Origin of the sequence: Corynebacterium sp. LK26, from assembly GCF_014335085.1 — a bacterium.
In the GTDB taxonomy this organism is placed as follows: domain Bacteria; phylum Actinomycetota; class Actinomycetes; order Mycobacteriales; family Mycobacteriaceae; genus Corynebacterium; species Corynebacterium jeikeium_D.
Genome location: NZ_PDHB01000001.1, coordinates 1 through 25711, shown reverse-complemented (window position 1 = coordinate 25711; position 25711 = coordinate 1). Strand labels below are relative to the sequence as shown.

Genomic DNA, 25711 nt, shown 5'->3' with positions numbered 1-25711 from the left:
CGCCCTTTATCAAGAGCTACTGCTCACGAATATCGCTACCGCGCCCCTGCAGCCTGGGCAATGCGTCCGTCTATTTCCGTGATGCCATCAGAAACGGCATTGACGTGTTCAGGGCGGACATTGGCATTGTCGTTGATGCCGCCTTCAAAAACGGCGGTTACCGGCACGCATGGAACCTCAACGTTGCGCCCCAGCGCATTAGCTACCAGCGCAATTGCCCGTGGCGAGAAAGTTAGTCCGATGTGGCCCGACAGGTCCGCAGAGCACCCATCCTGCAGCAGAATGTTGTTGGACGTTGGTGCCTGCCACTGGCTTGCAGCCATTGGAGTGACGGCTTCATCAACCTGGGTAGAAATTGCAACATAGTTGACACCCGGCTGCTCCAAGCCGCCCTCATTCATCTTGGCCATGAACTCGCTATGCTGCAGCAGATCTACCAGGCTCGGGCTGACAATGTACCCCGCAGCCTTATTGCCAGCATTGTCGAACTGGTCGAGCTGCTCCAAACCATAGGAGATACCGAGCAGCGATGTGCCGTGCAGGACGCCCGCCAGGGACACTACCGTGCCTATACCCTGGCCTTGCTCCTGCTTGGCGTAAGCGGCAGCCAAGGTGCCACCAGCAGAGTGACCAACAATATCGACGGCGGTTGCACCAGTTTCAGCCTTGAGAGTGTCAATCTTTGCAGTCAGCTCAGCCAAAGCGGTGTCCAGCGGGGTCATGTTGCGCATGGTTGGAATAGAGCCAAGCACCGAAAACTCGTCAGGACCCAGCTTGCCGACGTTAAATGCGTACAGACACTTACCCATTGCCTTTAGCTCTGGTGCCATTCGCGCATAGGTCTGGTACGAGTTCGAGTTCATTCCATGAATCATGACCACAGGATTCTCACCAGGAGCAGGAACACACTGCACATTTGTGCCCTCTGGACTGATGTTTTCCGTCATCCCCTGATTGACCATGACGGTGGGGAAATCATTCGCCTTTGGGCCCCACTCGCCCATTTCCGTCCAAGACAGGACCTGATTATTACCAGTTGTCGAAGTTGGGTCAGCAGCCGCGATAGGAGCCGCTGCCATAGCGACACCAGCTGCGGCTACCAGTGCTGTGGCCGACCGTGCCAGCTTCGACAATGCTCGATGAGTGCCCATGATTACTCCTTGCATAGAGCAGTGAATAGTAAAACGCTTCCAATAAGAACTACGACATGAGCAAGAGCAAAACAGGCTATGAATCGCAATCGCACTCTGAAAGGCGGCCAATCAAAGCCCCTCAAAAGGGTTAATGCAATGTGAACTAAATATAACTATAATACTATCCACCTCCAGCTCTGCAGGCTTTTAAAGTGATGTCGGCCATAGAGTGAAACAGGCCGCACTTTCGTTGCAATGCCACAGGATTGCTACCGATCCCCAAATCGCCGGTGAGGCTAAACGTCTGTACCACGATTATTTAGAACAGCCAGCGATGCGGGGTCCTACACCTCCAGCGAGGAAACCACGTCACTGATAGCAGAACTCAGTGAAAACACCTTTTCACCTGCTCATACAGTAAGGTATTTCACATGCACAAACGACACATATTCGCCCTCGCACTGACCATTCCAGCGCTGTGCCTTTCGGCGTGCTCCAACGGAGAACCGGAAAAAGCACCGGAGCCGACTACCGTTACAAAAACCGTCACCAACCCAGAAAGCAACACAGAATCGACGACACAATCCACTACCAAGACCCCTAACCCGTCGACGCCCCCGACCCGGACAACGGAAAGCCCCGGGGCCACTGGTTACACCGGCGCTCCCACTGGTGAGCCGACAGCTATAAACAAGACGATTTCGCATTGTGCGAAATCCTCGCAGGGACTCTACGAGCAGGGCACCACCTGGTTTACCGACGGCACCTCCGGCTGGACACAGTATTGCGCCAACAATTTCTATGACGGCCCTTCCACGAACACCGCCCCGGAGCCTCAGAACAACGAGCCATCCCCGTGGGTTCAAGGCCAAATCGACTGGGCTGATTGCCTGAACTCTGGCCATTCCGAGGACGAGTGCCGCGCGATGTTGAATTAAGAAGCCGCTGCCGCCTTCGCCGAAAAGCACTCGCAGCGGCAGCTACGCCAATTCAATTCAAAGCCACCACCGCCCCCCAAAAAAATCCCCACAATCCCCTACCGCACGCCCTCCCCAGCCTGCAGTGAGATCGGTGACGCATTGCCCCGCGCCGTCGTCACCGAGAAGTTTGCCTTACTTGCTAGGTAGCGGTCATCGGAGGCCTCAATCGGCACTCCATCCAGCGTGAATACACGGCGTCGCACACGCAGCAATGGCGCGCCGACCTGGATCTTCAGCAGTGCAGCATCTTCTTCATTGGCCGGAACTGCGTCAACCGTGCGCGTCGCAAAAACCTCTAGCCTTCCAACCGCTCCAGAACCAGTGCAGCGACTTCGTCAATTTTCTCTGCATAGCCAGTACGCTGGTTGAGCTGAGTTCCCCGCACGCCATCAGTTGCTTGCAGGTCTGCAATTGGTGAATGACTATCTTGAGCAGTCGCCGGCATGGAATACATGTGCGGCACATGCCCAATCAGGTACTGGTCGCACGAATGCCCGAGGCTATCGCCGATTCGCTTTGCTTCGTCGTCGAACTTGCCGCGGAATCGTTCAAACGCTCCGACAAGCTGTTCTTTACCATTCGAGCGCCGCTTCACGTATTCCAGCGTTGTGTAGCCAAGGTACTGAAGCCCACGCCCATCGCGCCCGAGCAGTCGAAGCTTTCGAGTTTTCTTCGAAATATCTGGCGAGTAGTTCCTCCACTGAGCAAGGTTGCCCTCAGAAATTTCGCTGTATTCAGTGACCCAGTCGTTAAACCACTTGGCGAGGTTTCCAAAGGCGTGGAAGCTGAACAGGTCGGTTGACGTAGGAGTAACGAAGGCGTCGCAACCCAAGAGCACGGTTCGATTAAAAGGGCCTAACGACGGTCCCACGTCGTAGAAGATGTAGTCGTATCGATCTTCATCCTCCATAGCCACAGCCAACTGTCCGGCCCAGTGAATTCGACGAAAGTCACCGGTCTTCTTGGCTAGCGATGACTGCCATGCGTCACTCATGACATCTTCAATGTTGGAAAGTGCCGGGTGCCCTGGCAGGACATCGACTCCAAACCGCTCCGAGCGCACTGGCCGGATATCGGGCTCGATATCGGTCTCGCCTTCCCGCAGCGGAATGAACAGCGAGTAGACCGTATTACCCAACGAATCTCGCTCGGCCTGTTCATCATTCTTGCTGCTCAGGTAGATTTCCTCATGCTGCTCTTCAGTCAGCATGAGCTGTGTGGCGTTACACTGCGGATCGCAATCCACATAGAGCACTCGTTTACCCTGACGAGCGAAATAATGGGCGACATTGGTGGATAGAGTGGTCTTCCCCACCCCACCCTTGTTGTTGAAGAAACTGAGTGTCCGCATCGGGCTTCCTATTTACATAAAAACAGTCTCCCGATTGTATAAGATCTGAAGCCCACTCAAGTAACCCCGCAATGACAGGTCACACCCGCCGTGGGACGCCCTACTGATCCTCTTCGAAAAAGTCCTCATCCAGTTCGTAAAGAGTAATCTCATGTGCTTTCTGAACCGCGACACCGTAATCCAGCATGAGCGCGGAAAGCTTCACACCATCAATCAGAACAATCGTTCCGTGCCGATAGTTTGCGGCAGCTTCTACTGCCCCGTTGGTAAAGCGGGACGTTGTGATGAATACGCCTTTATTTGCACCGCGAGAATCGAGCGCACCAATGAAGTTTCTTATTTCTCCATTTCCAACGGAATTCGAGTCAGCATAGCGTTTAGCCTGCACATAGACTTTCCCTAGGCCCAGGGCATCCTCACGAATTACCCCATCGACACCACCGTCATTGGAACGTCCCAAATGCTGTTTCTGTCCGTGGACACCGCCGTATCCCATCGCCCACAGCAGTTCAATAACCGCGCGCTCAAAGAACTCTGGGGTTGAGTCCTGCAGGCGCTGCCGCAAATCGGTTGAAACCTTCGCGTTCCAATCAGCTTGCGCATCCTCCACCATCTCTAATGGAGATTTCGTCGGACTAGGCGAAGCCTCTTCCCATTCATCTAGAGTTCCTACGCCACGTTCACCCGAGGATGCCGGGAAGTCAGCTGCTGCATTGCCAGAGCTCTTACGCTCCCGGATCTCATCTAGGTACTGCCGCCACTTAGGCCACTCCAGCATGTCCTTTTCGGTATACTCCGCAAGATTCCTTGCATCTACCTGGCGCCCATCATCCGAGATCATGTATCGACCGCGCTTGGGTCGGATCACCAAACCAGCTTGCGCAAACAACGAGCAGGCCCAAGCGATCCGATTTCTATATCTTGGCTGCCCAGACGGAATAGTTTCCGCCAAAACCTCATCAGAAAGTCCCAGATGTTTGACTACATCGTCGCCTATCTCCGTGAGCCGTCGTTCTCGCCCGTCTGATAGCACACGCAATACTACTGGACGGAACTGATCTGTAGTCGGAACGCTGTCTGGTGCCATAGAAGAATTATAAATGCCTCATACTGGCTGGATTGTAAATATCGCTTTTGACTCTAATTTCCGGTATCCAGCCCATCCACAATCCGCACAGTCTCCATAGCGACCCGCACCACACGCCCGATAAGGTCCACGATGTAACGCGGGTTCCCTACCTCATCAGCCCAATCGTTTGGATCATTAACAATGCCGGATGCCTTGTCCTTTTTGACCTGATAACGATCAATCAGCCACGTCACCGCTGAACGTGAGCCCAACATGTACTCATCCGCTTTCGCCGGAATACCAGCAATGGTCACGCGCTTGTTGTAAATCAACTTCGTCACGTCATTGACGTTCTTGCCTGTCTCCGGATTCTTGCGCTTAGCCCACCTCATCTTGAGCACGCGCCACGTCTCACGGTCGGACTCATCGCCCTTGACCTGAATGTCCAGCGGCCACGGCTCGACAGTCTCGTAGTTGATGTGAAGGTCCATCAGCTCCTGGCCAGCAGCAGCGAACTTGTCGAACTCCGCGCGTGAGCTCGGCGTCTCAATATGCGGCAGCATCTTCTTCAGATCAGCCGCGTACCTCGTGCGGTAGACGGGATCATGCAGCTTGCCGTAGACAAAGTGGAAGATGTCATCACCCGTGATGTCTGAACCCAGCGCATCGCGATAGAGAGCCTTAATCTCATCAGTGATGTTGTCCACGCGCACATAGCGGTCGACGACCTCACCAATCGAACCGTAGACACTGGCTTCGCCCTGCTTTACCGAGGTTCCCTCACCAAACAGCCCACCATCGTCGGCCTCGACGGCGGCCCAAGTGAAGCGGGGGAAGAACTGACCCGTATACGTAAAGAACGACAGATCAGGCATGAGTTCAGTTGCAAGCACCGCAAAGTTTGCCGCGTCTCTAGGAGCCATCACAACAAATCCAATATTTTGGTGCTCTGGGGTCGGGAACATTGATGGCACCTGATATATCTCATTATTGAGCTGGCGACTTCGGTCGAAATACACATTCTGTGTGAAAAACGGACGATACAATGCCTTTCTAAAACCAGCATCATCAACTTCAATTTTTTCTTGTTTCAAGACCTGGCGACGGTTTCTTCTATCCCACGAGAATTTTGACAAATCGAGGCTATCTTTCAGCGCTTCAAAAGTGACTTCATTACCTTCTATCTGTTGCCGAGCAACCGTATCTACAACTTCGTTATAGTATTTAGCCGTTTCACAGATATTCTCCCGTATTGCTTCAAAACTACTGTTGTATGCCCAAGCATCTCGGGAAGTTGCTATTCCAGATCCGAAAACCTTGAAAATTTTAGAGGAGGCACCTCTCTTTTCACTCAATATCGGCCACGTCTCAAACTCCTCCGAGCGCTGATTGATCCAGTCGCCTTCCTTGTTTGGAGTAACGGTCTGCCAGTTGAGGGACGTTAGGGTCGAGGTGTCAATGAGCGAGAGCTTCTCCTCCCGGCTGGCAGCATCAGGTGTCTGCACGTAATGGAGACTAAATGCGGTCTTACTCGGATTCTTCACACCAATAATAATGGCGATTGTTGTTTGAGAGCCCGCACCGAAGATTTGGCCGCCCTCAGCCCGCCAATTTGAGTGACGCATGTTTCCGCGCAGATTAAACACGTATAAATCCGTGAAGTCTTCGGCCATGGATAACCGCACACCGTCCCCGGTGTTGCCGTCAATCCAACCGCCATTTGAAACGAACGCCACCACGCCTTGGTCACCAATGCGGTCGGTAGCCCAGCGGAAGGCGCGTAGGTAGGAGTCGTAAAGGGATCCCTTGCGCTGTGCTGTGGACTTGGCTGCGTAGGTCCCCTCAATGCGTTTGTCCAGGCTTGGATACTTCAGATTCGCATTCAAGTCGTTAGCGGACTTCTGCCCGGCTGAATATGGCGGGTTACCAATCACCACGTTGATTGGCGCATTTTTCTGCCGCTCGATGGTGGCGTTGTTCTCCTGGAAAATATGCAGGTCTGGGATATCGCCTTCTTCGTGAATCTGAAAAGTATCAGCCAGCGCAATGTTGGTGAAGGGAGCATAGTCCGGCGCTGGTTCGCCATTGCGAAGCGCTGCTTCTTCGCGCAGTGCATTGTAGGTTGTCTCGATATTCACCGCAGAGACGTAGTAAGCCAGGAGCATGATTTCGGTCGCGAAGAGCTCGTTAGCGTACTTGCGAGCCAGGTCCTCTGGCTTGATGAGGCCGGACTGCAGGAGGCGAACCGTAAAAGTCGAGGTGCCAGCGAAGGGATCGAGGATACAGACGCCTTCGTCGGTAAGCCCCTTGCCGAAGTGATTCTTGGACACGTCATCTGCAGCACGCAGGATAAAGTCGACAATTTCAACTGGGGTGTAGACGATGCCCAGTGACTCAGCCTGCTTCTTGAAGGCTTTTTGGAAGAAGCGCTCATAAAGCTCCTTGATGACCTGCTGCTTTCCCGAGGCGGAGTTCACTTCAGAGGCTCGAACACGGACGGACTCGTAAAACTTCTCGAGGGAGTCGGTTTCGGTATCAAGATTGGCTTCGGAGAGGGCCCCGACCATCTTCTCCATAACCTGAGCCACGGGGTTATGGGTGATGAAGTCGTGGTTCTCGAAAAGCGCGTTGAAAACCGGAGCTGTAATGAGGTGCTGCGAGAGCATTGAAATGGCATCATCTTCGCTGATGCCGTCGTTGAGGTTATTGCGGAGTCCCTCGACAAAGCTATCGAATTCTGTGCGGAGGGTGGCATCGGCGCCGTCGACAAGCGCTTTGATGCGCGTAATTTGGTTTTCCGCGATGGTTGCGACGTCGTCCGCCCAATCCTCCCAATATGTGCGGGTGCCGACTTTGTCGACGAGCTTGGTGTAAATGGCCTCCTGCCACTCTTCCAGAGAAAACAGTACGAGCTGTTGAGTTAGCTCATCATTATCGGCCAGCGGCTGCGGATTCTTCACCGAGTCGGCTTCGGCCTCGTTAATGGCATCGGTGGGAGAAGCGCTCTCAGAATCGGTGTCGGAGCCCGTTTTCTGGGAATCCTTTTTGCCGATGTGGTCAACTTCGATTGGCAACTCTTCAGCAGGATTCGTTTCGTTCAACGCGATGGAATTGACCTTGGCATTGAAGCGGTCATCATGCGCTCGAAGCGCATTCAGGATTTGCCAGACAACCTTGAAACGGGCGTTGTCATTGAGTGCCTGCGCTGGCGAAACGTCCGGAGCGACTGCGACCGGAAGAATAATGTACCCGTAGTCCTTGCCCTCAGACTTGCGCATGACGCGGCCGACGGACTGGACAACGTCGACCATGGAATTACGCGGGTTGAAGAAGATGACGGCGTCCAACGCTGGGACATCGACACCCTCCGACAGACACCGGGCGTTTGTGAGCACGCGAGTGTGCTGCTCGGCTGCTGGAGACTCCAACCAAGAAAGCTTCGTGCCTCGCTCTAGGGCGTTCATGCCGCCGTCGACATGCTGCGCAGAAATGGAAACATCCACGTTATGCAAAGAGACATCATTGAGAACTGCCTTTTCTTCGAGCAGTTCTCGGTGGGTGTTGACCAGTTGCGGATAAGAGTCAGCGATTGCCTGCGATGTCTTGATGTCACGAGCGAATGCCACAGCACGCTGCATCGGTTCCGCGTCTTCTTCGAAGCCACCCTTTTTACCCTGCAGAGAACCGGAGCGTTTTGCCAGACCGTTCCATGCACCAATCATTGCCGAGGCCAAAGTGAGATTGATCTGGCTGTTCTGGCTGCGGTTGATGGCATCAGCAGCTACGGACTCGTCAACAGTCATGACGAGAACCTTGTAGTCGGTGAGCAGGCCTTTTTCTACGGCTTCCCCGAATCCGAGGCGATAGAACTCTGGGCCGTAGATTGCTTCGTCATCCATGGAGGCGAGTTCGGCTGAGTGGTCCTGGGCCTTGCCCTTTACAGAATCGTCATACAGACGCGGCGTGGCCGTCATATAGAGGCGCTTATTAACCTTGATGTAATCGGCATCGTGGATGCGGACGAAATTACTTGCATCTTCACCAGCGAGAGTGATGCCGGTTGTGCGATGTGCCTCATCGCAAATGACTAGGTCGAAGTCGTCGAGACCTTGCTGCTGGGCTTCATGAACAGCCGGCAACGACTGGTAGGTGGAGAAAACGATGTGGAGCCCCTTGGCCCGCTTGCCGCATTCAAATCGCTCAGCAATTTGAATGCCGTTGGTTGAGACGGGGACTTCTAGGTCGTAGGTCGCAATATCCTCGGCTTTACGGGAGACCTTCGAGTCTGAGCACACAGCGAAGGTGCGCATGTCGAGGCGCCCCTGTGCTGTCCATTCTTTGAGCGTTTGCGACAGCAAGGAAATGGATGGCACAAGGAAGAGAATACGAGCCTTGCCACCGTTTTCCTCAGCTACACGTTCGGCGAGGCGAAGAGCGGTGAAGGTTTTACCAGTGCCGCAGGCCATGATGAGCTTGCCACGGTCGTGGGTGGCAAATCCAGCCATGGCGCTATCAATAGCTTCTTGCTGGTGCGGGCGGGGCTCGAAGGTTTCGCGCTGCGAGAGATTGATTTGGATCTCGGAGCCGGGGAAAGCGACATCCCAGTTAATCGGAGATTCAGCAATTGCTGCCGTGCCAATTCGGCTGGTTGGAATCAGCTGATTAGCCAGAGCTTCTTCTGCGTGCGAAGACCAGTGGTCAGTTGTCGAAATGATGATGCGGCTGCCGAAGTGTTCCGGGCCAGATTCGGTTGTGAAGGTGCGCCCCGACGCTTCAAAAAATGAATCTAGGTCAGCCTTGGCCAAGCGAGTCGTTGGCATATAGAACTTGCACTGGATGGCTACCCACGTGCCGTCGTCAACGCGACGAGCGACCAAGTCGATGCCGGTGTCCGGCGCTCCCCCGTTGTACTTCCAGTCCGACCAGCGATAGACCTCATCGAACTGTGCTTTCAGAGTTGGGTCGGTGCGGAAATAGTTGACCATGAGCTTCTCGAAAGCGATGCCATACTTTGCCTTCGGCTGATTCTCACGGAGTTGCTCGAGGACCTCTGAAAACTTAGACATGAAGATATTATGCCCTAGGAAAGCTGTGGGATAATCTAAGACATGCGGGGCGTTGGTTGCCGCAGCGACTAAAAGCGTCATTCTGGGCCGAAGTCAAGAAGCTTCGATTGTTCTGGTAAACCCGCAGGCCTGCCAAGGGTTCCCGCTCCACCCATCATAGATCTCAAACCACTCTGCCCTCTTCTCTATAACGGAATTACATCCGAATGAGGTTCACAGGCTAGATTCGCTTGAGGAAGTTATTCTAAAATAAAACTGGCTAAACTGCTCTGTTTTTGTAGTGGCACGAGATAGCTTACCAACTTTGGTGAGCGAAGACCCATAGGTTTTCCGAATCTCGGGGATGGCGTTGATTCCGGATTGTAACTTCCTCTTCAAAATACCCACATTATCTACCAGATACAGATTTCTTTCGATTTCGGTATTAATACGGTCTTGCAGCTGGAACCGTTCTGGCGAATCAGGATCAGCGTCCCAATATTCATCCACATGCTCCAAAGCTTTACCGAAAATGTTCTTGAAAGCAGACGCAGCCAAATGATACTTCAAAGAAGTCTCACCTTGATGAAGTTTCTGTTCATTTATCTGCATGACTAAATATGCACTAGCGTACAAAAGAGAGACTGGAGTTCCCTTTATCCAAATATCATCCTTGCCACCATTCTGATAACGATCGAAATACCCAATTGCGCTGTGAGGTCTTTGCATTACACAAGCTACATAAGCGGAAGTAAACTCTTTCTTGGGAAGAATTCTCCTCCTTGGAATTTTCGTAGCTACCCTATTAAACTGCCCACTTCTACGTTCAAACACGATGGGAAATTTAATATCCTCACGTTTACAAAAGTCTTCTAAAGCACGCGCTGTCTTTGTACGTGCGACCATATCGCTCACGCTTATATTATTCTGACTGTTCGTGGAAAATGTGACATCATCTAACAACTCACCAGTAGCCGTTTTAATAACGCGTACTGGAACAAACACGTTCTCTAAATTGTCACGGTGATCATACAAGGCATAGGAGGTCTGACAGCCGTTAACAATTTGATAATTGGTGAGCTTCTTAATACGACTTGCACCGTTAATGTCTGCGGCCACTATAGTGACACCATTATTCATAAACGCGAACAAACCGCGACCATGTTCACTGGAGAGCGTTTTGCTCATGCCTTGGTATGGAATCGTATCAACACCTTGAAAGTCACGTATATTTTCATTGAATAGACTATGATCCATAGTCTGACCATCCGGACATATAATCTTTAAGAACTCCACCCCAGGTACAAATGCAAAAAACGAGTCGGCCAAATCGTTAATTTCCGATGGGAAGTTAACAATTGGATTCCCACACAAACTGAATTCGCACTCATTCTGGCCATTAAGAAAACCAACCTTTTCAACAAGGTCTTCAGCGCCATAAAACGTGAATGTCACTTCTGAAACGAAATCTTGAAGCACACAATCTAACTCCGATACAGCTGTTCGAACAGATGCGCTCACATCATTTTCAAAACTTTTTGCGTCATTTCGGTTAGATACGCACCAATGCAAAGATACCTTTGGTTTCTTTACATACTTTTGTGCTAAACTTTCTGCGAAAACTTTTTGGTAGTCAACTAGCCGATCATTGATATCAAACGCTTTCACAAAAGCGTCATCCCAGGGTTCATCAATGACAAACTGTTTTGCGGCAGTAATAAACTTATGAATGTCGCCGGAGTCAATGTTTTTCTTGCCATTTTTTGACTGAACCAGATGGAGTGAGACTTCGATAGTAGAACTGTGCTCCACAGCTGATTCTAACGCATCCAGGTTTTCACATAGAACGCCATTGACAAAAACACCGACGCCATCGATATGATAATCATCGGTTTTATCTTCAGCGGAGTCTGCGGTCATAAAATCAGACGGATCATGTGATGCTTTCTGAGCTGAGTTAATCACATAATAGTTACAGAATGCTTCAAATCTATAATCTTCCTCTGATCGATCTTTAGCCTGAGTGTTGTACCAATCCTCACAGAATTGTTTAAACCAGGATCGAAGAATCGGCTTCATATTATTTTTCTTTTGTGTCATTTTCCCTAATCTTCAACAAGTCGTAATTTTAATTTTCTGGCGAGCCTAACCTACGAGTGACCCCCACCTGTCCCGCAGCGTCAGACACCGCGTCCACACGCTTCACAGCAGGGTCGGCGCCCCAGCGCTCGTCAGGCAAGGCACTGACACCTCCGCGACCAAAGCCGTCAGTCCCCACCACAACGTGACCGGCCGCACCCTCACCAGCACCAAAGCCCTCAGCCAGCGCCACCGCCAGATCTGCAACCAGGCCAGCACCGAACTCCGGGTCCTCGCCCTTATCAATCGCTGCGCGAGAGACAGTGCCGTGATTACCAACAATCACAATGCCAGCAGCCGGGCGCAGCGTCCCCTCGTCATACTCAACAAAGCCGCCGCCCTTCAGGGCCTCCAGCAGCAGCTTTCGGTCAGCAGCGGAAGCCCGCTCTCCCCCATCCTTATCCAGCTCCAACACCGGTGCCAGCGCCTGGCCAGCCTGTCGGCCCGGCTCGCGGCGCTCCGGGTCCAGCTGCACATCAGCCGGCAGCGAGGTAGAAACCGTGTCCTTCAGCTCATCTGCACCAGCGGAAGAGAGGGACTTATCAGTCAGCTTCAGCACGCCCGCATCTGGGGCACCAGCAGCGCGCAGGGTCTCGGAAACCCCTGCAAGCTGCTCATCGGTGGCATCAGGCGTGGCGATAACAAGGACGGGCACGTCCTTCAAAGAGTCTTTAACAATCTCCCCGACGATGGGCTCGATGATGCGGTTGGCTTCATCGGCACGCGCTTGCTGCGCATCAGCGCGCGCGACGGCAGCATCGCGCTCAGAGGCGGCACCGGTACCGAAATCAATGCCGGCACCAGCGGGGTTCAGCACATAAGCACCCAGCGCAGCACCTGCCGCAACGCCGAGGGCAGCACCTGTCACACCGGCTGTAAACTTCCCGCTCCTGCGCTTCTTCCCCATCGCCCGTCCCTCATTCCTTTCGCCGACGCCTCAATCAGCACTGATAGCTGAAAACTCAGGCGCTCACAATGCTCAAGATACCGCTAAAACTACTTAAACAGCCCCTGGAACCACAGTGCAATGGAGTTCCAGGTATCAATCAGATTCTCGCTGACAGAACCATCACCGGAAGTACCAGCGATAGCGAAGATCACCGCAACGGCGACAAAGATAGCCAGGATTGCCCAGGCCACACCGAAACCACGGCTATTGACCTGGTAGAGGTCGGCGACCATGCGACCGTCGACAAGCTTCTCCCCGACCTTCAAACGCGACAGCAATGCCGACGGCACACCGCTTTGATCCTCAGCGTGGTAGATGCTGTCGATGTTCTGCGGCGCGCCGACGGAGACCACCATGTCGGCGTCGTGATGCGCGGCGAAGACCAGCGCCAGGTCAGTGGCGGAATCGGACAGCGCCGGGAAGGTCATGGCACCAATGCCGAGGTCCTGAATGCGCTCAAGACCCACCGCGTGACCGTCCGGGTCGGCAGGCAGGATCACGCAACCGGCAGACCGCAGCGCCTCAGAGTTGATGTTCTCCGGATCACCAATGATGTAGTCCGGCTGGTACTTAAGATCAAAGAGCGTGTCGGCACCGGTGTCGACGCCGATGAGCAGCGGCTCGTACTCGCGGATGAAATTCTTTAAGTCTTCCAGCGTCTTGCGGTGTCCCTCACCAGGGCTGACCACAACGACCTTGCGGCCACGCAGCGGCTCCGTCTCGTCCGGAATGCCCAGGCCATCGATGTAGAGCGGGGACTCGGTCTTGGCGAACTCCACCAAGTTGCCGGAGAGAGCCTCCAGACGGTCGACCATGCTGGTGCGGCCCTCATCGAAGGCGCGCTCGAGCTCGTCCTGGTCGACCTCGTCGCCCTGCCCAATCAGGCGGTCACCGTGGTAGAGCTTGCCATCGTCAAGCCTGCCGTTCTTGCCGTCCTTGAGCTTCTCAAAGACCTCGTCGCCGACGTTCTGCACCATTTCAATGTCGGCGTCGCGCATCATCTGCGGGCCGTAATTCGGCACAAAACCAGTGGTAAACGCGCCAGTGTTCACCACTGCGGCGACCTTGGCATCAATCAACTGCTGTGCCAGTGGACGCGAGATATCCGGCGCATCGATCACCACGATGTCGCCTTCGCCCATGCGCTTGAGCGCACGATCCAGGCGGGAACCGTCCCGCACGGTCCCCGAAATGCCAGGAAGATCTTTTTCGTTCCGAGAGAACAGACTCATGGCACTTAGTGAAACATAAGTGCAGCTACTTGGCCGAGAAGGCGCGCCGAGATTGATCCAGAAGATCTTGCGCATGCGCGCGTCCGGAGTCCGAATCGTCCAATCCCGCCATCATCCGCGCGAGCTCGTCAATCCGCTCCTCATCGCCCAGGCTCGTCACCTTCGACGACACCGCACCCGAGCGCGCATCCTTGCTGACCACCAAGTGGGTATCCGCAAACGCCGCCACCTGAGGCAAGTGCGTGACGACGATCACCTGGTTATTCACCGCCAACTGCTTCAGGCGCTTACCAATTTCCACAGCCGCGCGCCCACCAACACCGGCATCGACCTCATCGAAAACCATCGTGTGTCCGGCTTGTCCTTCGGCGAGGACAACTTCCAATGCCAGCATGATGCGGGAGAGCTCACCGCCGGATGCGGATGATGCCAGCGGACGCGGCTCGGCACCCTCGTGGGCGCGAAGCTTGAACTCAATGTTGTCCACGCCAGCGGGACCAAAGGTGTCGGCCTTGGTGATCTCCACCACCAGCGAGGTGTGCGGCATGGCCAGGCCCTTGAGCTCCTTGGTCACGGCCTGTTCCAAGTGCTTTGCGGCTTTTGCGCGGGCCTTGGAGAGCTTCCGCGCGGTGGTGCCGAGTTTCTTCTCCGCGGTTTTGATCTCCGCTGTGAGTTTGTCCAGAGCTTCGCCGGAGACATCCAGCGTGGCGAGCTTGCGCTCCGCCTTATCCCGCCAGGCCAACACGCCCGCGATATCCGGGGCGTACTTGCGGGTGAGGTTCTTAATCTCCACCTGGCGCTGCATGAGCTTGTCCAGGGACTCGGTTTCCTCCGGCAGACCGGAGAGAAACGCGCCAAGGCCAGCGGAGATCTCGGAGAGCTGGCTGGTCAGTTCATTGAGCTGGTTGGAAAACTCGGTGAGTTCCTCGTCGTCTGCGCCGGCGAGCTCGTTTGCGGCGGCTCCGAGGAGTTCGGCGGCACCGGAGTCCTCGGTGGCAGCATCCATACCGGTAGTGCTCACGGCAGCGGCACCGTCAATGGCGGCAAGCGCCACGGCCGCCGCGTCGCGGAGACCATCCAGGTCCTGCATGCGCCGAATCTGGGAGGCCAGGTCCTGGTCCTCGTCCGGCTCAGGTGAGACTGCGTCGATTTCCTCGATGGCGAAGCTGAGCTGGTCAGCACGCATGGCCAGCTCACGGCGCTTAGAGGTCTTTTCTTCCAGTTCTTTGACCAGGGTGCGCCAGTGTGAGCGCTGCTGACGATAAGTTTCCAGGGTTGGCGCGATGGTGTCGGCATCCATGCGGTCGATGGCCGCACGCTGCTCATCGGCGCCTTGCAGGCGCAGCTGATCATTCTGGCCATGAATGGCAATCAGGCGGGTGGAGACATCCGCCAGTGCAGCAGCCGACGCACTCCGGCCACCAACCCACGCCCGGGAGCGCCCCTTCGCGGAGACCTGACGGGCAAGCAGATACTCATCATTTTCATCGCGCTCGCCACCGAGCTCAGAAACCACAGCATCGATGGTGGCTGACTCTTCCTCCGAGAGGTGTTCGGTGGAAACGCGGCCTTCCACCAAGGCTTTGTCGGCGCCGGTGCGCACGCGGCCGGCGTCGGCACGCGCGCCACAGAGCAACTTGAGGCTGGTGACCACCATGGTCTTACCCGCACCGGTTTCGCCTGTGAGTACGGTCAGGCCTGGGCTGAATTCAAGCGTCGCGTCAGGGATAACGCCGAGGTCGCGGATGGAAATCTCAGTCAGCATGGCGCTTGCAATCAGTCCTTCCCTTGAAGTTGGGGGCCGCGGGCACGGTCCCGGTTGTGGAGTCTCGTGACGGCTCTTGTCTGCCGTGTTTAGGGGCTATTGGGCCTCGGCGGGGCCGCGCCACCCGGACGTCGGCAAGCGGAACTTGTGCACCAGACGATCGGCGAACGGCTGATCGTCCAGACGCACCCAACGCACCGGCTGCGCGCCGCGCTCGATTTCGATGCGGCTACCCGGCGGCATGGTGATGTTGCGGAAGCCGTCGAGCACCGCGACTGCCTCGGCGGTGTCGTGGTTGGTCTCAATCGCGATAGTCGAATGCGGAGAGATCACCAGCGGGCGGGAGAACAGCGCGTGGGCGTTGTTGGGCACGACGAGCATAGCGTCGAGCTCCGGCCAGAGTACGGGACCACCTGCGGAGAAGGCGTACGCGGTGGAGCCGGTCGGCGTGGAAATTAGCACACCATCGCAACCGTAGGAACTCACCGGGCGACCATCGACTTCCAAGATGACGTCCAGCACGCCACGGCGGTTGACATTTTCGATGCTGACTTCGTTCAGCGCCCAGCCCGAGCCAATGACGCGGCCGGTGGTGTCACGGACGGTGACGCGGATGGTCATGCGGTCTTCAATACGCCAGGAACGCTTGATGACGCGGCTAATTGCCTCCGTCATGGACTCCTGCTCCCACTCGGCGAGGAAGCCCACGTGCCCCATGTTGATGCCGAGCACCGGCAGGTCAGCCGAGTGCGCAATGTCAGCGGCGCGTAGGAAGGTGCCGTCGCCGCCGAGGACGAGGACGAGTTCGCATCCCGACGCCGCCTGCGGGGAATGCCAGTAGCGCGGGTACTTGCCGAGCGTCGGGTGCGCAGCCAGCGCCTCCGGGTTCTTACCGGCCAGCACGCGGATATCGATACCCGCGGCCTCTAGCAGCTCGGCAGCCTCGGCGGCCATTTCCAGGTTGGCGCTGCGGCCGGTGTGCGGGACCAGCAGAATCTCGCGCTTGCCGGCGCTGGTCTTGGGCTTGCTTTCCCGTGAGTGAGTCTTCGCGCTAGTCATTGTGCGGCCCCTCCTCAACAGCCTTGGCGATGGCCGCAGCCATAGCCTCATCACCAATATCGCTGGCGCCGCCGTCTTTCACCAGCCACAGGAAGAACTCCACGTTGCCGCTCGGACCCGGCAGCGGGCTGGCCACGGCTGCGCGGAAGGACAGCCCCAGAGTGCGGGCGTATTCGGCGACTTCCTGGACAACTTCCTGACGCAGTGCATCGCTGCGCACGACACCACCGGAGCCAAGGCGCTCCTTGCCCACCTCGAACTGCGGCTTGACCATTGGCAGCAGGTCAGCGCCCTCGTCGAGGCAGGAAACAATCGCTGGCAGGACCAGCTTCAAAGAAATAAACGACAGGTCGCCAACCATGACATCGGCCGTGCCACCGAGAATCTCCGGCGTCAACGTGCGGACGTTAGTACGGTCGAGCACAACCACCCGCGGGTCATCCTGCAAGCGCCAAATCAACTGACCGTAACCGACATCGACGGCGTAGACGGTCTCGACATCGCGGCGCAGGCACACATCGGTGAAGCCGCCCGTGGAGGCACCGGCATCCAACACCTTCCGGCCCTTCAAGTCCAGGCCCTGCGGCTCGAAAGCCTCCAGTGCGCCGAGCAGCTTGTGAGCCCCGCGCGACGCCCAGTTCTCGTCTTCTTCCAGACCACTGACGCGAATGGACACGTCCCCCGTCACCGCAGTCGCGGGCTTAGAGGCGACAAAACCACCGACCTCAACTCGGCCGGCTTTAATCATGTCCACTGCCGCCTCACGGGAGCGAGCAATCTTCCTTCGCACCAGCTCCGCATCGAGCCTGCGCTTAGGAGCTTTCTTTGCCACCGCGTTCACTTTCCTTCCCTGCGTGACGAGCCCAGGGCCTCATACAAAATCTCATGCGCCCGCTCAAACTGCGCGACTCTCTCCTGCGGCGTCGGGGCAGGTGCTGACAGTGCGGCCGCCACCTGCTCGCGGACGTCCTCCGGAGTTACCTCACGCGCGCCGGGCATCGCCGCCGGGCTAGGCGCAGGGCTCGGTACAGATGCAGGGCCGGGTTTCGGCCCCGGCACAGGACCAGCGCCCTGCCCCAGCCCCTGCCCCGGCTTCGGTGCAACCTCACTCATCGGCTATCACTTCCGCCAGGCAGCCAGCGCCGCCTCAGCAGCCGGGCCCTCCGCGCGGACCTGCGCGACCTCGACTGCGCCAGCACGACCAGCCTCAGAGTTCCACACCACATCTACGACCGTCAGCAGAGCCGCCACCGCGGCCTCCGCCGGGTTCACCAACCGAAGATCTTCCATGTCACCGCCAGAAAGAACGATGACACCGGCCTCCGCGTCGTCGTAACGCGCGGTGAAACCAGCCTGCGGAGCCGGACGTGCCTGATCCAGCTCACGATTCAGCGCAGTCATGTCAGCACCGATGAGCGTCGGGCGGTGCTCAGGCGGCGCCGCAACGACATCCATATGCGTGGAAACGCCTGTGACCACCATAAACGTGTCCATCTTTGCCGCATTTCCGCCCGCGATGTCGGTGTCGAGGCGATCCCCAATCGCCAGCGGATTCTTCGCGCCCACACGCTCCGCCGCCTTAATAAACATCGGCGGCTTCGGCTTACCCGCCGACAGCGGCGCCACGCCCGTGGTCGTAGAAATCGCCGCAGCGACCGAACCATTACCAACCAGGAAACCGCGCTCCGACGGCAACGTCGTATCCAAATTCGACACCAGGAAGCGCGCACCTCGCGACACCGCCAGCGCCGCCTCCGACATCTGCTTCCACGTCATCTCACGGTTAAGCCCCTGGAACACCGCTGCAGGGTTGTCATCAGCGGAATCCACGAGGTTGTACCCCGCCTCACGAGCCAACTGCTTAAACGACTCCGCACCCAACACAAAAACGTTCGAACCCGGCTCAATGACCTCCGCCGCCATCTCAATGGCCGCCTGTGCCGACGTCATCACATCGTCCGCATGAACGTCATAGCCCAGCCCATTGAGCTGATCTGCCACGGTCTGCGGCGCGCGCGAGGCGTTATTCGTAATAAACACCATCGGCAGCGCTGCCTCGGTCAGCCCTTCCAGCGCGTTCGGAATCGCCGCGCCGCCCTCGTAAATCGTGCCATCCAGATCCAGCAGAGCGGCATCATAGGAAGAAGCGACAGAAGCCATGGGGGTTCATTTCTCCTTTTACGAAATAGGAACGCTTTACGACGAATTGTAGATGCGCAGCCCGATTGCGCCAGCGGTGACTGGTTCTTCGAGCCGGGCAGCTGGGCTGATTACTTGCTCAACTCTTCGATGCGCTCGCGAGCATCGAGCATCTGGTCCACATCGATCTTGGCGCAGCGGGTAAACCACACCTTGGCATCATCTTTACGACCGGCCTCCACCAGCGCATCGGCGTAGGCGTAGAACAGACGAGCTGCTTCGAAATCCTCGCGGTCCGGGTTCAGATCCTGGGTCTCCAGCTCGACCAGAGCCTCATCAATCTGACCCATATCGCGGCGAGCACCTGCGGCGACGATAGCCAGCTCAGTCTTGGACTCGTTGTCCAGCTGCTTGGCTTCCTCGGAGCGAGCCAGCTCAATGGCCTTCTCCGGGCGACCGAGGCCGCGCTCACAGTCCGCCATGACCGCGAGCATGCCCGGGCCACCGGAGATGCGGCGAGCAGCACGCAGCTCCGCCAGGGCTTCCTTCCACTCACCTGCGTGGTAAGCGGCAACACCAGCGGTCTCACGAACGACACCGACGCGACCTGCGCGGTCCTTCGCTGCGCGGGCGTGCTCCAGAGCACGCTTCGGGTCTTCAGCCATCAGGATTGCGGACATGATCATGTGACGAGCAACCTTGTCGGCGTTGTCCTTAGCCAGGCTTTTCAGATCCTGGCGCACGCTCGGGTCGAGCTCATCTGCACGAATGTCATCTGGGAGCTTCGGCTCGTTCTTGCGGGCCTCAATGCGCTCCTCGCGGAAACCTGGGCGCTGCGGGCCGGTGCGGTGCGTACGCTTCTCATCCTGGAAGCGGCCACCACGGTTGGAGCGACGTGGCTTGCCACCACGACGGTCGAAGTTGCGGCCTCCCTGGCCACCGCGCCCGCCCGGGCCGCGACGATCATTGCGGTCGCCCCGGTTAAAGTCACGATCATCGCGATCATCACGACGGAAGCCCCGCGAACCACGGGAATCGCGGTTACCGCCATGACCACCGTGACCACCACGGCCACGACCACCCGGGCCACCGCCCTGTCCACGACGATCGTTGCGGTTGCGCCCGTTAAAGCCGCCCTCGCCACGACCATGGGAACGGTTAGACCCGCGGTTTCCGCGATTTCCTCGGCCTTCGCCGGAACGAGGACCTTCGTGCTCAGCCATGAAGTCGGAGCTCCTTATAAGTAATGAGTAAAAGAATTTATGTGTTTTCAGGCTACCAGTAACCCCGGATTGCCTGGTGGTCTACCTAAAAGACCAAACTTTCATACTACCGCTAAGACCTGCCCACATTCCAGCCCAGCAAACGTGCGGAACCTGTGGCCTTCCCCACTGCCTCGGACAAATCCCAGACAGCCAGGCCAACCCAGTCGTCAGTGGTGAACTGCGCGGTAGCGGTGGTTCCCTCGACGCGGAGCTCATGCTCGGCATCCGAAAGCCCGTCTGGCACGGCGAGGTTGGCGCCCAGGGCGTCGTTAAGCAATGCCTTGAGTGCGCGGGCATTACCCTGCTCAGCGCGATGTGCGGCGCGGCGGAAAATGGTGAGCGCTTCCTTGGCGGCGTCCTCGGGTGTCACGGTGGTGTCGACGGCGAGGTCAAAGAGGCCTTCCTGCTCGAAGGTTGCGGCCTTGGGTGCCTTAGGCTCGGAACTAGGCGCGGGGGTGGTTTTTGTTGGCGCCGCATTCGTCTGCGCGCGACTACCCGAACCAGCGAAACCTGGCCCCTCCGGCACGGCGGTGCCCTTCTGATACGCGGTGGCGGCGGCGCGGGCACGCTGATCAGCAGCCTCGTTCAAGTCGTGACCGGAATGTCCCTTGACCCACTCGAGGTGGATATTGCGGCCGGCAAGCAGCTGGTCGATGTCCTGCAAGATATCGACGTTGAGGACGGGCTTGCCGTCGCGCTTCTTCCATCCCTTGCGTTTCCACCCCGGCATCCACTTAGTGACGGAGTTGATCACGTACTGCGAATCACACAGTACGAAAAGGGGCTCGACGGGGATGTGCGCGGTGGCGCGGAGCAGCTCGGCAAGAGCGGTGAGCTCCCCGCGGTTATTGGTTCCCTCTTTCCATCCGCCGGCGGCCCAGCAGCTGTCGTCGATATACCAGCACCACCCGGCAGGTCCGGGGTTGTGCAGGGCGGAACCGTCAACGGCAGCAGTAATAGTCATGAGGCTAGATTGTATCGGCTGCGTGGGACCGGCCAGGAATTGCCTTAAGAGCCGTAGCAGGCGACCGGACCGTGCGGCCCCTCGACGATGTCAATCTGGGTATTGAAGATTGGGCTCAGAACCTCCGAACGCATCAGCTCTGCGGTAGGGCCGTGCTCTACAATCTGGCCGTCTTTGACCGCACAGATGTAATCGGCGTAGCGAGCCGCGAAATTGATGTCATGCAACACCACCACCATGGTTCGACCCAAATCGCGCACTGCAGTGCGCAGGTACGACATGATGTCGACCGAATGAGAAATATCCAGGTTGTTCAACGGCTCGTCGAGAAGCACGTAATCCGTCTCCTGGCAGAGCACCATTGCGACATACGCGCGCTGACGCTGCCCACCGGAGAGCTCGTCGAGGTAGCGGCCCTGGAGCGCCTCAAGATTGAGGAACTCGATGTACTGGGAGATGATGCGCTCGTCCTCAGCGGTCAGGCGCCCCTGGCTGTGCGGGAAGCGGCCGAAACTGACCAGCTGGCGCACGGTGAGACGCGTGACGAAGTGGTTGTCCTGGCGCAGAATCGACAGCACCTTCGCCAGATCCTTCGACTTGGTCTTGCCCACGTTGTATGGACCGACGTTGATGTCACCGGAATCGACGGCAAGGAGGCGGCCAATCATAGTCAAGAGCGTGGACTTGCCCGCGCCGTTCGGGCCGATCAGAGCCGTGATTGCGTTGGTTGGAATTTCCAGGTCAACGGGGCCAATTGACACCTCGCTGGTATAGCTCTTGCTTACACTGTCGAGGAGAATCATAGCCGTCCCTTCTTCAAAACGACGTAGAGGAAGATCGAACCGCCAACCAGCTCGATAATGATGGACACCACGCCCTGGGCATAGAAAACGTGATTGAGGATGAAATACGCACTGGCCAGCGTGACGTAGCCAATCAGCGCCGCCATCGGCAGCACAAAGCGGTGGTCATAGGTATCCGCAGCCTGGTACGCAATGGTCGCGACCAGGAAGCCGAGGAATGTCATCGGGCCGACCATAGCCGTCGATACTGCCATCAGCACGGACACCGCAACCAGCACGGTGATGGACCGAACCTGGTAATTCACGCCCAGATTCGTCGCGACTTCACGCCCCAACGACATGACATTGAGGGCCCGCGAATGCAGCGCAATCACCACGATTGCCGCGATCACCAGCGGGATCGCCACCGGGAAAAACTCCGGGTCCGCGTTGTTGACAGAGCCGAACAGCCGCGCCGTCAGCAGGTCAAAATCCGAAGGCGTCAGCATGCGCTGCATAAATGTCGATACCGAGCCCAGCCCGCCACCGATAACAATGCCCACCAGCAGCATGCTGTGCATATCCGCGCCCTGCCCAGTCAACAGCCACGCATACAGCACCAGCGACAGCCCCACCATCAGCACGAGCTGCAGCACAAACGCCCCAACCGAGCCGGCATTCATCAGACCCGTCGCCCCGAAGAAGTACACCGCAGCGGTACTGATAGCCACGTACAGCGCTTCAAACCCCATAATCGACGGCGTAATAATTCGGTTATTCGCAATCGACTGGAACGCCACTGTCGCGACGGCATGGCAGCAGGCAACCACGATCATGGCAATTACGGCATCAAGACGCCGGCGCGCAATCAGCCAAAAACCATCCGTACCGAACGGCAACGGGTTGTCCCACGCAAGCAGGCCCGCCGTAAACAACACCGCCAGGCCCGCCAGCGCAGCAATGATAATCCAGTACCTGCGCGCCGCGGCGGCCGTGCTAAACGACGTCGTTTGCGGCCCGGCCTGGTCGGCCACCGTGTGAGTTGAACTGAGATTAAGCACGACGCCGCTCCACAATCAGATAGACGAAGATGGCAGCACCCAGGATGCCGAGAATCACCGATACCGGAATCTCGAACGGGGCGATAATGACGCGGCCAATCAGGTCCGCAATCGTCACAATGGCAATGCCCACCAGGCATACCCAGGGAAGATTGGAGCGCAGATCATCGCCACGGAACATGGAGACGATATTCGGGACGATGAGCCCCAGGAATGGGAGGTTGCCCACCACGACGGTGACCAAACCTGTTGCGATTGCAATCAGCCCCGTTCCCAGGAACACGATTCGCTTGTAGTTCAGACCGACGTTGGTGGCAATGTCCTCACCAAGCCCCGCAACCGTTAACCGATCGCTGAATACGAAGACGATTGCAACCACGATGACGACCAGCCACAGGAATTCGTACTGCCCTTTATAAATGGCAGTAAAAGAGCCTGCGAACCACACGCCTAGCGACTGCAGCATGTCCGTCTGTAACGCAAAGAAAGTCGAAATCGAACTGACTACCGCACCCAACATGATGCCCACGATGGGCACAACCAGACTTGACTTCAAAGCGACACGGCGCAAGAACAGGAAGAACACTGCCGTGCCGATGAAAGCGAAGATGATTGCCCCGCCCATCCGGCCAAGCATCGAGGCCGAAGGAAAGAAATACATCACGAAAATCAGGCCGAGACCAGCCCACTCCGTGGTTCCCGTGGTGGTGGGTTCGACAAACTTGTTGCGCGTAAGTAGCTGCATGACCAAGCCACACATCGCCATCGCGGCACCCGAGAGCACTAGTGCAATGGTGCGCGGTATACGCGTAGTGGCGAACATCTCCCAGCCGTCGTCGGCGCCCAGGATGTCGTATTGGCCTACAAACAGCGACATAGCCACCAGGACTGCCACAAAGGCAATCCCGATGGCTAGTCGGGAATCCAGTAACTTCTGCATAGAGTTGGTGAGGTACTCCTGTGACTGGTCAGAGAACTATTAGGCCTGCTCGAAGGCGTCGGCAAGCCCGTTCAGAATCTCCGTGTACGTGATGATGGACTCGTTGGTGTAAGTGTCCTCTGGGGCGTAGTAGATCTTGCCCTCCTTGACTGCCTTCACGTTCTTCAGCGGAGCGGCTTCCTCGACCACAGACTGTGCCGAACGGTACTCATCGGTACCGCGGACAGAGGTGCCAGCATCGCGGTCAAGCACCATGATGAAGTCCGGGTTTGCCTCAGCGATGGACTCGGCGGAAATCTCATCACCCTGGTGGTCATCGCTGGCCTTGTCGACCTCCAGCGCCGGCTTCATGCCAATCAGGTCGAACAGCGGGCCGAAGGTACGACCAACAGTCGGAGCAATGTAACCGAGGGTGCCGCCCGACGAGTTCAGCGCCATGACCTTCACGTCCGGGTTGTAAGCCTTGCGAGCGCGCTCCAGAGCCTTGTCAAAGTCTGCGATGAGCTGATCGGCTTCCTTCTCCTTACCGAAGATGGCGCCCAGGCCCTTAGCGTGCCGCTTGAGCTCCTCGTCCAGCGGCTTGCCCTCGCGCGGCTCAAACTCCACAATCGCGGAGTTCGGAGCGAGCTTCTTCAGGTCATCGTAGTACTTGCCGAAACGCTGACCGTTCACAATCAGGTCCGGGTCAGCAGCAGCAACAATTTCGAGATTCGGCTCGCGGTGACTGCCGATGTCCTGAACGTCAGGATTGTCCTTGTAGTCGGAAACCGTGAACGGGATAATCGGTTTAGGAGCTGCAGCCAGCTTAATACCCCACTGATCGAGCATCTCGAAGGAACGGTTATCCGTGGCCACAACAGAGTCAATCTCGGCAGGTACGGTCTGCTCACCATGATTATCAGTAACGGTAATAGTAGACTCGTTGCCTGCAGCTGCAGACTTATCCTCGTTACCGGCATCAGTAGAACAAGCACCAAGAACAAGTCCAAGGCTCGCAACAGATGCAACTACGATATTGCGAATACGGCCGGAGTTAGAACGCGCCACTTAAAGGCATCCCTTCGGTCACAGTAGGATTGTTAAACAAACGCCACTTAGACGCCGTTACCCAATCACTTACTTAGGTAATCATTACCTGTGAAACATTAGCTTAGGGTTCCCTATTTAACAAGTAAATACGTTATGAAATTACGCAATATTTAGGGCATATTTCGAACTTGGCTTAGCGTTGGCTAATTTGTGCTGGTAAAGGCACAATTGCAGCGTTCGCTAACGGGGGTAACTTGTGCCCTACGGAAGGTAACATGTGCACTATCGACGTATGTTTGGGTCTCGCTGGGCGTAGTTGGGCCTAGTTGGGCCTAGTTGACAATGAGCTTGCGAGCTTTGCTTGCGAGAATGGGCTGCGCTTGAATACGGGCTGTACACGCGATTGGAGGCTATACGTGTGAGTACAGGCTGCAGGCATAAATACGGGCTGCAAACGTGAAACTGTATGAGTTTATGACACTTTCAAGCGATCTTTCGCGCTATTTCTGTCATAAACGCAGTCAGTAACTTTAATTAGCCCACAGCCGCTGCCATAGACCCAGGAACTAACCCCGCATTCACCCGCCAATGACAGCCATAAAGGCAGTCAGTAACTCACATTGGGGTAAGCAGCGAAAGGTGCCAACCGGGCGATCCTCTAAGCGGACACGCCTGTGTCCATTAACCCGGACACCCTTTGCCCCCTTAAGCCTCAAGACACCGGTAAGCCCGCCTTCCGCTACCGAGCAGACCAACCCCTATTTAATCCCGTTTACTCGTGGGTAACAAAAAGTGGGCCGCAGCAGCCC

At 56.7% G+C, this 25711-nt stretch carries 19 protein-coding genes and 1 pseudogene; 1 reads left to right on the top strand and 19 read right to left on the bottom strand.

Annotation, left to right across the window (positions count from 1 at the left end; all coding sequences use genetic code 11):
- Window positions 1-35 precede the first annotated feature (35 nt).
- Complete coding sequence (locus CRD13_RS00100; RefSeq protein WP_187401147.1) at window positions 36-1151, bottom strand: triacylglycerol lipase; 1116 nt, start codon at window positions 1149-1151, stop codon at window positions 36-38.
- Window positions 1152-1564: 413 nt separating this feature from the next.
- Here CRD13_RS00100 and CRD13_RS00095 point away from each other — a divergent pair, with 413 nt between their 5' ends.
- A complete protein-coding gene (locus tag CRD13_RS00095) occupies window positions 1565-2071 on the top strand; it encodes a hypothetical protein (RefSeq protein ID WP_147721722.1) in 507 nt (168 codons plus the stop codon).
- A 98-nt stretch (window positions 2072-2169) separates the two neighbouring features.
- Here CRD13_RS00095 and CRD13_RS00090 read toward each other — a convergent pair.
- From CRD13_RS00090 to CRD13_RS00005, 18 genes and pseudogenes are all read right to left on the bottom strand, one after another.
- Window positions 2170-2388: pseudogene (locus tag CRD13_RS00090) on the bottom strand (UTRA domain-containing protein); the annotation flags it as partial.
- A 20-nt stretch (window positions 2389-2408) separates the two neighbouring features.
- Entirely contained in the window at window positions 2409-3464 is a 1056-nt protein-coding gene (locus tag CRD13_RS00085; RefSeq protein WP_147721724.1) for a ParA family protein, read from the bottom strand.
- A 100-nt stretch (window positions 3465-3564) separates the two neighbouring features.
- Window positions 3565-4551: a restriction endonuclease gene (locus CRD13_RS00080; RefSeq protein ID WP_147721726.1), complete on the bottom strand. Its 987-nt coding sequence runs from the start codon at window positions 4549-4551 to the stop codon at window positions 3565-3567.
- Between the two features lie 53 nt (window positions 4552-4604).
- Entirely contained in the window at window positions 4605-9599 is a 4995-nt protein-coding gene (locus tag CRD13_RS00075) for a DEAD/DEAH box helicase (RefSeq protein ID WP_187401146.1), read from the bottom strand.
- Window positions 9600-9812: 213 nt separating this feature from the next.
- Complete coding sequence (locus tag CRD13_RS00070) at window positions 9813-11678, bottom strand: AIPR family protein (RefSeq protein WP_187401145.1); 1866 nt, start codon at window positions 11676-11678, stop codon at window positions 9813-9815.
- A 28-nt stretch (window positions 11679-11706) separates the two neighbouring features.
- Window positions 11707-12624 carry a copper transporter gene (locus tag CRD13_RS00065; protein WP_187401144.1) on the bottom strand — a complete coding sequence of 306 codons (918 nt, stop codon included), beginning with the start codon at window positions 12622-12624 and terminating at the stop codon, window positions 11707-11709.
- An 89-nt stretch (window positions 12625-12713) separates the two neighbouring features.
- A complete protein-coding gene (gene steA, locus CRD13_RS00060) occupies window positions 12714-13898 on the bottom strand; it encodes a putative cytokinetic ring protein SteA (RefSeq protein WP_187401143.1) in 1185 nt (394 codons plus the stop codon).
- Window positions 13899-13923: 25 nt separating this feature from the next.
- On the bottom strand, window positions 13924-15663 hold the full coding sequence (gene recN, locus CRD13_RS00055; protein WP_187401142.1) for a DNA repair protein RecN: 1740 nt from the start codon (window positions 15661-15663) through the stop codon (window positions 13924-13926).
- A gap of 96 nt (window positions 15664-15759) precedes the next feature.
- Window positions 15760-16722, bottom strand: coding sequence for an NAD kinase (locus CRD13_RS00050; RefSeq protein WP_070595401.1), 963 nt, complete (start codon window positions 16720-16722; stop codon window positions 15760-15762).
- Window positions 16715-17554 carry a TlyA family RNA methyltransferase gene (locus tag CRD13_RS00045; protein ID WP_049171668.1) on the bottom strand — a complete coding sequence of 280 codons (840 nt, stop codon included), beginning with the start codon at window positions 17552-17554 and terminating at the stop codon, window positions 16715-16717. The genes CRD13_RS00050 and CRD13_RS00045 overlap by 8 nt, the downstream gene beginning before the upstream one ends.
- Before the next feature lie 5 nt (window positions 17555-17559).
- Entirely contained in the window at window positions 17560-17835 is a 276-nt protein-coding gene (locus CRD13_RS00040) for a hypothetical protein (RefSeq protein WP_049189958.1), read from the bottom strand.
- A gap of 6 nt (window positions 17836-17841) precedes the next feature.
- The gene (locus tag CRD13_RS00035; protein ID WP_049193446.1) at window positions 17842-18882 is read right to left on the bottom strand and encodes an HAD-IIA family hydrolase; all 1041 of its coding nucleotides are present in this window, start codon (window positions 18880-18882) and stop codon (window positions 17842-17844) included.
- Window positions 18883-18992: 110 nt separating this feature from the next.
- Window positions 18993-20102: a hypothetical protein gene (locus CRD13_RS00030; RefSeq protein ID WP_370549566.1), complete on the bottom strand. Its 1110-nt coding sequence runs from the start codon at window positions 20100-20102 to the stop codon at window positions 18993-18995.
- Window positions 20103-20196: 94 nt separating this feature from the next.
- A complete protein-coding gene (locus CRD13_RS00025; RefSeq protein WP_187401140.1) occupies window positions 20197-21090 on the bottom strand; it encodes a ribonuclease H in 894 nt (297 codons plus the stop codon).
- A 44-nt stretch (window positions 21091-21134) separates the two neighbouring features.
- A complete protein-coding gene (locus CRD13_RS00020) occupies window positions 21135-21893 on the bottom strand; it encodes an ABC transporter ATP-binding protein (RefSeq protein WP_187401139.1) in 759 nt (252 codons plus the stop codon).
- Window positions 21890-22933 (bottom strand): iron chelate uptake ABC transporter family permease subunit, encoded by a 1044-nt coding sequence (locus CRD13_RS00015; RefSeq protein WP_053087318.1) that lies wholly within the window; start codon window positions 22931-22933, stop codon window positions 21890-21892. Before CRD13_RS00015 ends, CRD13_RS00020 begins: the two co-directional genes overlap by 4 nt.
- Complete coding sequence (locus CRD13_RS00010; RefSeq protein WP_049171656.1) at window positions 22926-23873, bottom strand: ABC transporter permease; 948 nt, start codon at window positions 23871-23873, stop codon at window positions 22926-22928. Before CRD13_RS00010 ends, CRD13_RS00015 begins: the two co-directional genes overlap by 8 nt.
- Window positions 23874-23912: 39 nt before the next feature.
- Window positions 23913-24920 carry an ABC transporter substrate-binding protein gene (locus tag CRD13_RS00005; protein WP_187401138.1) on the bottom strand — a complete coding sequence of 336 codons (1008 nt, stop codon included), beginning with the start codon at window positions 24918-24920 and terminating at the stop codon, window positions 23913-23915.
- Window positions 24921-25711: the final 791 nt, after the last annotated feature.

Excerpts from the sequence above, each read along its gene's own strand:
- CRD13_RS00075 (WP_187401146.1), bottom strand. The coding sequence starts at position 9,599 with ATGTCTAAGTTTTCAGAGGTCCTCGAGCAACTCCGTGAGAATCAGCCG.
- CRD13_RS00085 (WP_147721724.1), bottom strand. The coding sequence starts at position 3,464 with ATGCGGACACTCAGTTTCTTCAACAACAAGGGTGGGGTGGGGAAGACC.
- CRD13_RS00100 (WP_187401147.1), bottom strand. The coding sequence starts at position 1,151 with ATGGGCACTCATCGAGCATTGTCGAAGCTGGCACGGTCGGCCACAGCA.
- CRD13_RS00020 (WP_187401139.1), bottom strand. The coding sequence starts at position 21,893 with ATGATTCTCCTCGACAGTGTAAGCAAGAGCTATACCAGCGAGGTGTCA.
- CRD13_RS00010 (WP_049171656.1), bottom strand. The coding sequence starts at position 23,873 with ATGCAGAAGTTACTGGATTCCCGACTAGCCATCGGGATTGCCTTTGTG.
- CRD13_RS00095 (WP_147721722.1), top strand. The coding sequence starts at position 1,565 with ATGCACAAACGACACATATTCGCCCTCGCACTGACCATTCCAGCGCTG.
- CRD13_RS00050 (WP_070595401.1), bottom strand. The coding sequence starts at position 16,722 with ATGACTAGCGCGAAGACTCACTCACGGGAAAGCAAGCCCAAGACCAGC.
- CRD13_RS00080 (WP_147721726.1), bottom strand. The coding sequence starts at position 4,551 with ATGGCACCAGACAGCGTTCCGACTACAGATCAGTTCCGTCCAGTAGTA.
- CRD13_RS00040 (WP_049189958.1), bottom strand. The coding sequence starts at position 17,835 with ATGAGTGAGGTTGCACCGAAGCCGGGGCAGGGGCTGGGGCAGGGCGCT.
- CRD13_RS00025 (WP_187401140.1), bottom strand. The coding sequence starts at position 21,090 with ATGACTATTACTGCTGCCGTTGACGGTTCCGCCCTGCACAACCCCGGA.
- CRD13_RS00070 (WP_187401145.1), bottom strand. The coding sequence starts at position 11,678 with ATGACACAAAAGAAAAATAATATGAAGCCGATTCTTCGATCCTGGTTT.
- recN (WP_187401142.1), bottom strand. The coding sequence starts at position 15,663 with ATGCTGACTGAGATTTCCATCCGCGACCTCGGCGTTATCCCTGACGCG.
- CRD13_RS00065 (WP_187401144.1), bottom strand. The coding sequence starts at position 12,624 with ATGGGGAAGAAGCGCAGGAGCGGGAAGTTTACAGCCGGTGTGACAGGT.
- steA (WP_187401143.1), bottom strand. The coding sequence starts at position 13,898 with ATGAGTCTGTTCTCTCGGAACGAAAAAGATCTTCCTGGCATTTCGGGG.
- CRD13_RS00035 (WP_049193446.1), bottom strand. The coding sequence starts at position 18,882 with ATGGCTTCTGTCGCTTCTTCCTATGATGCCGCTCTGCTGGATCTGGAT.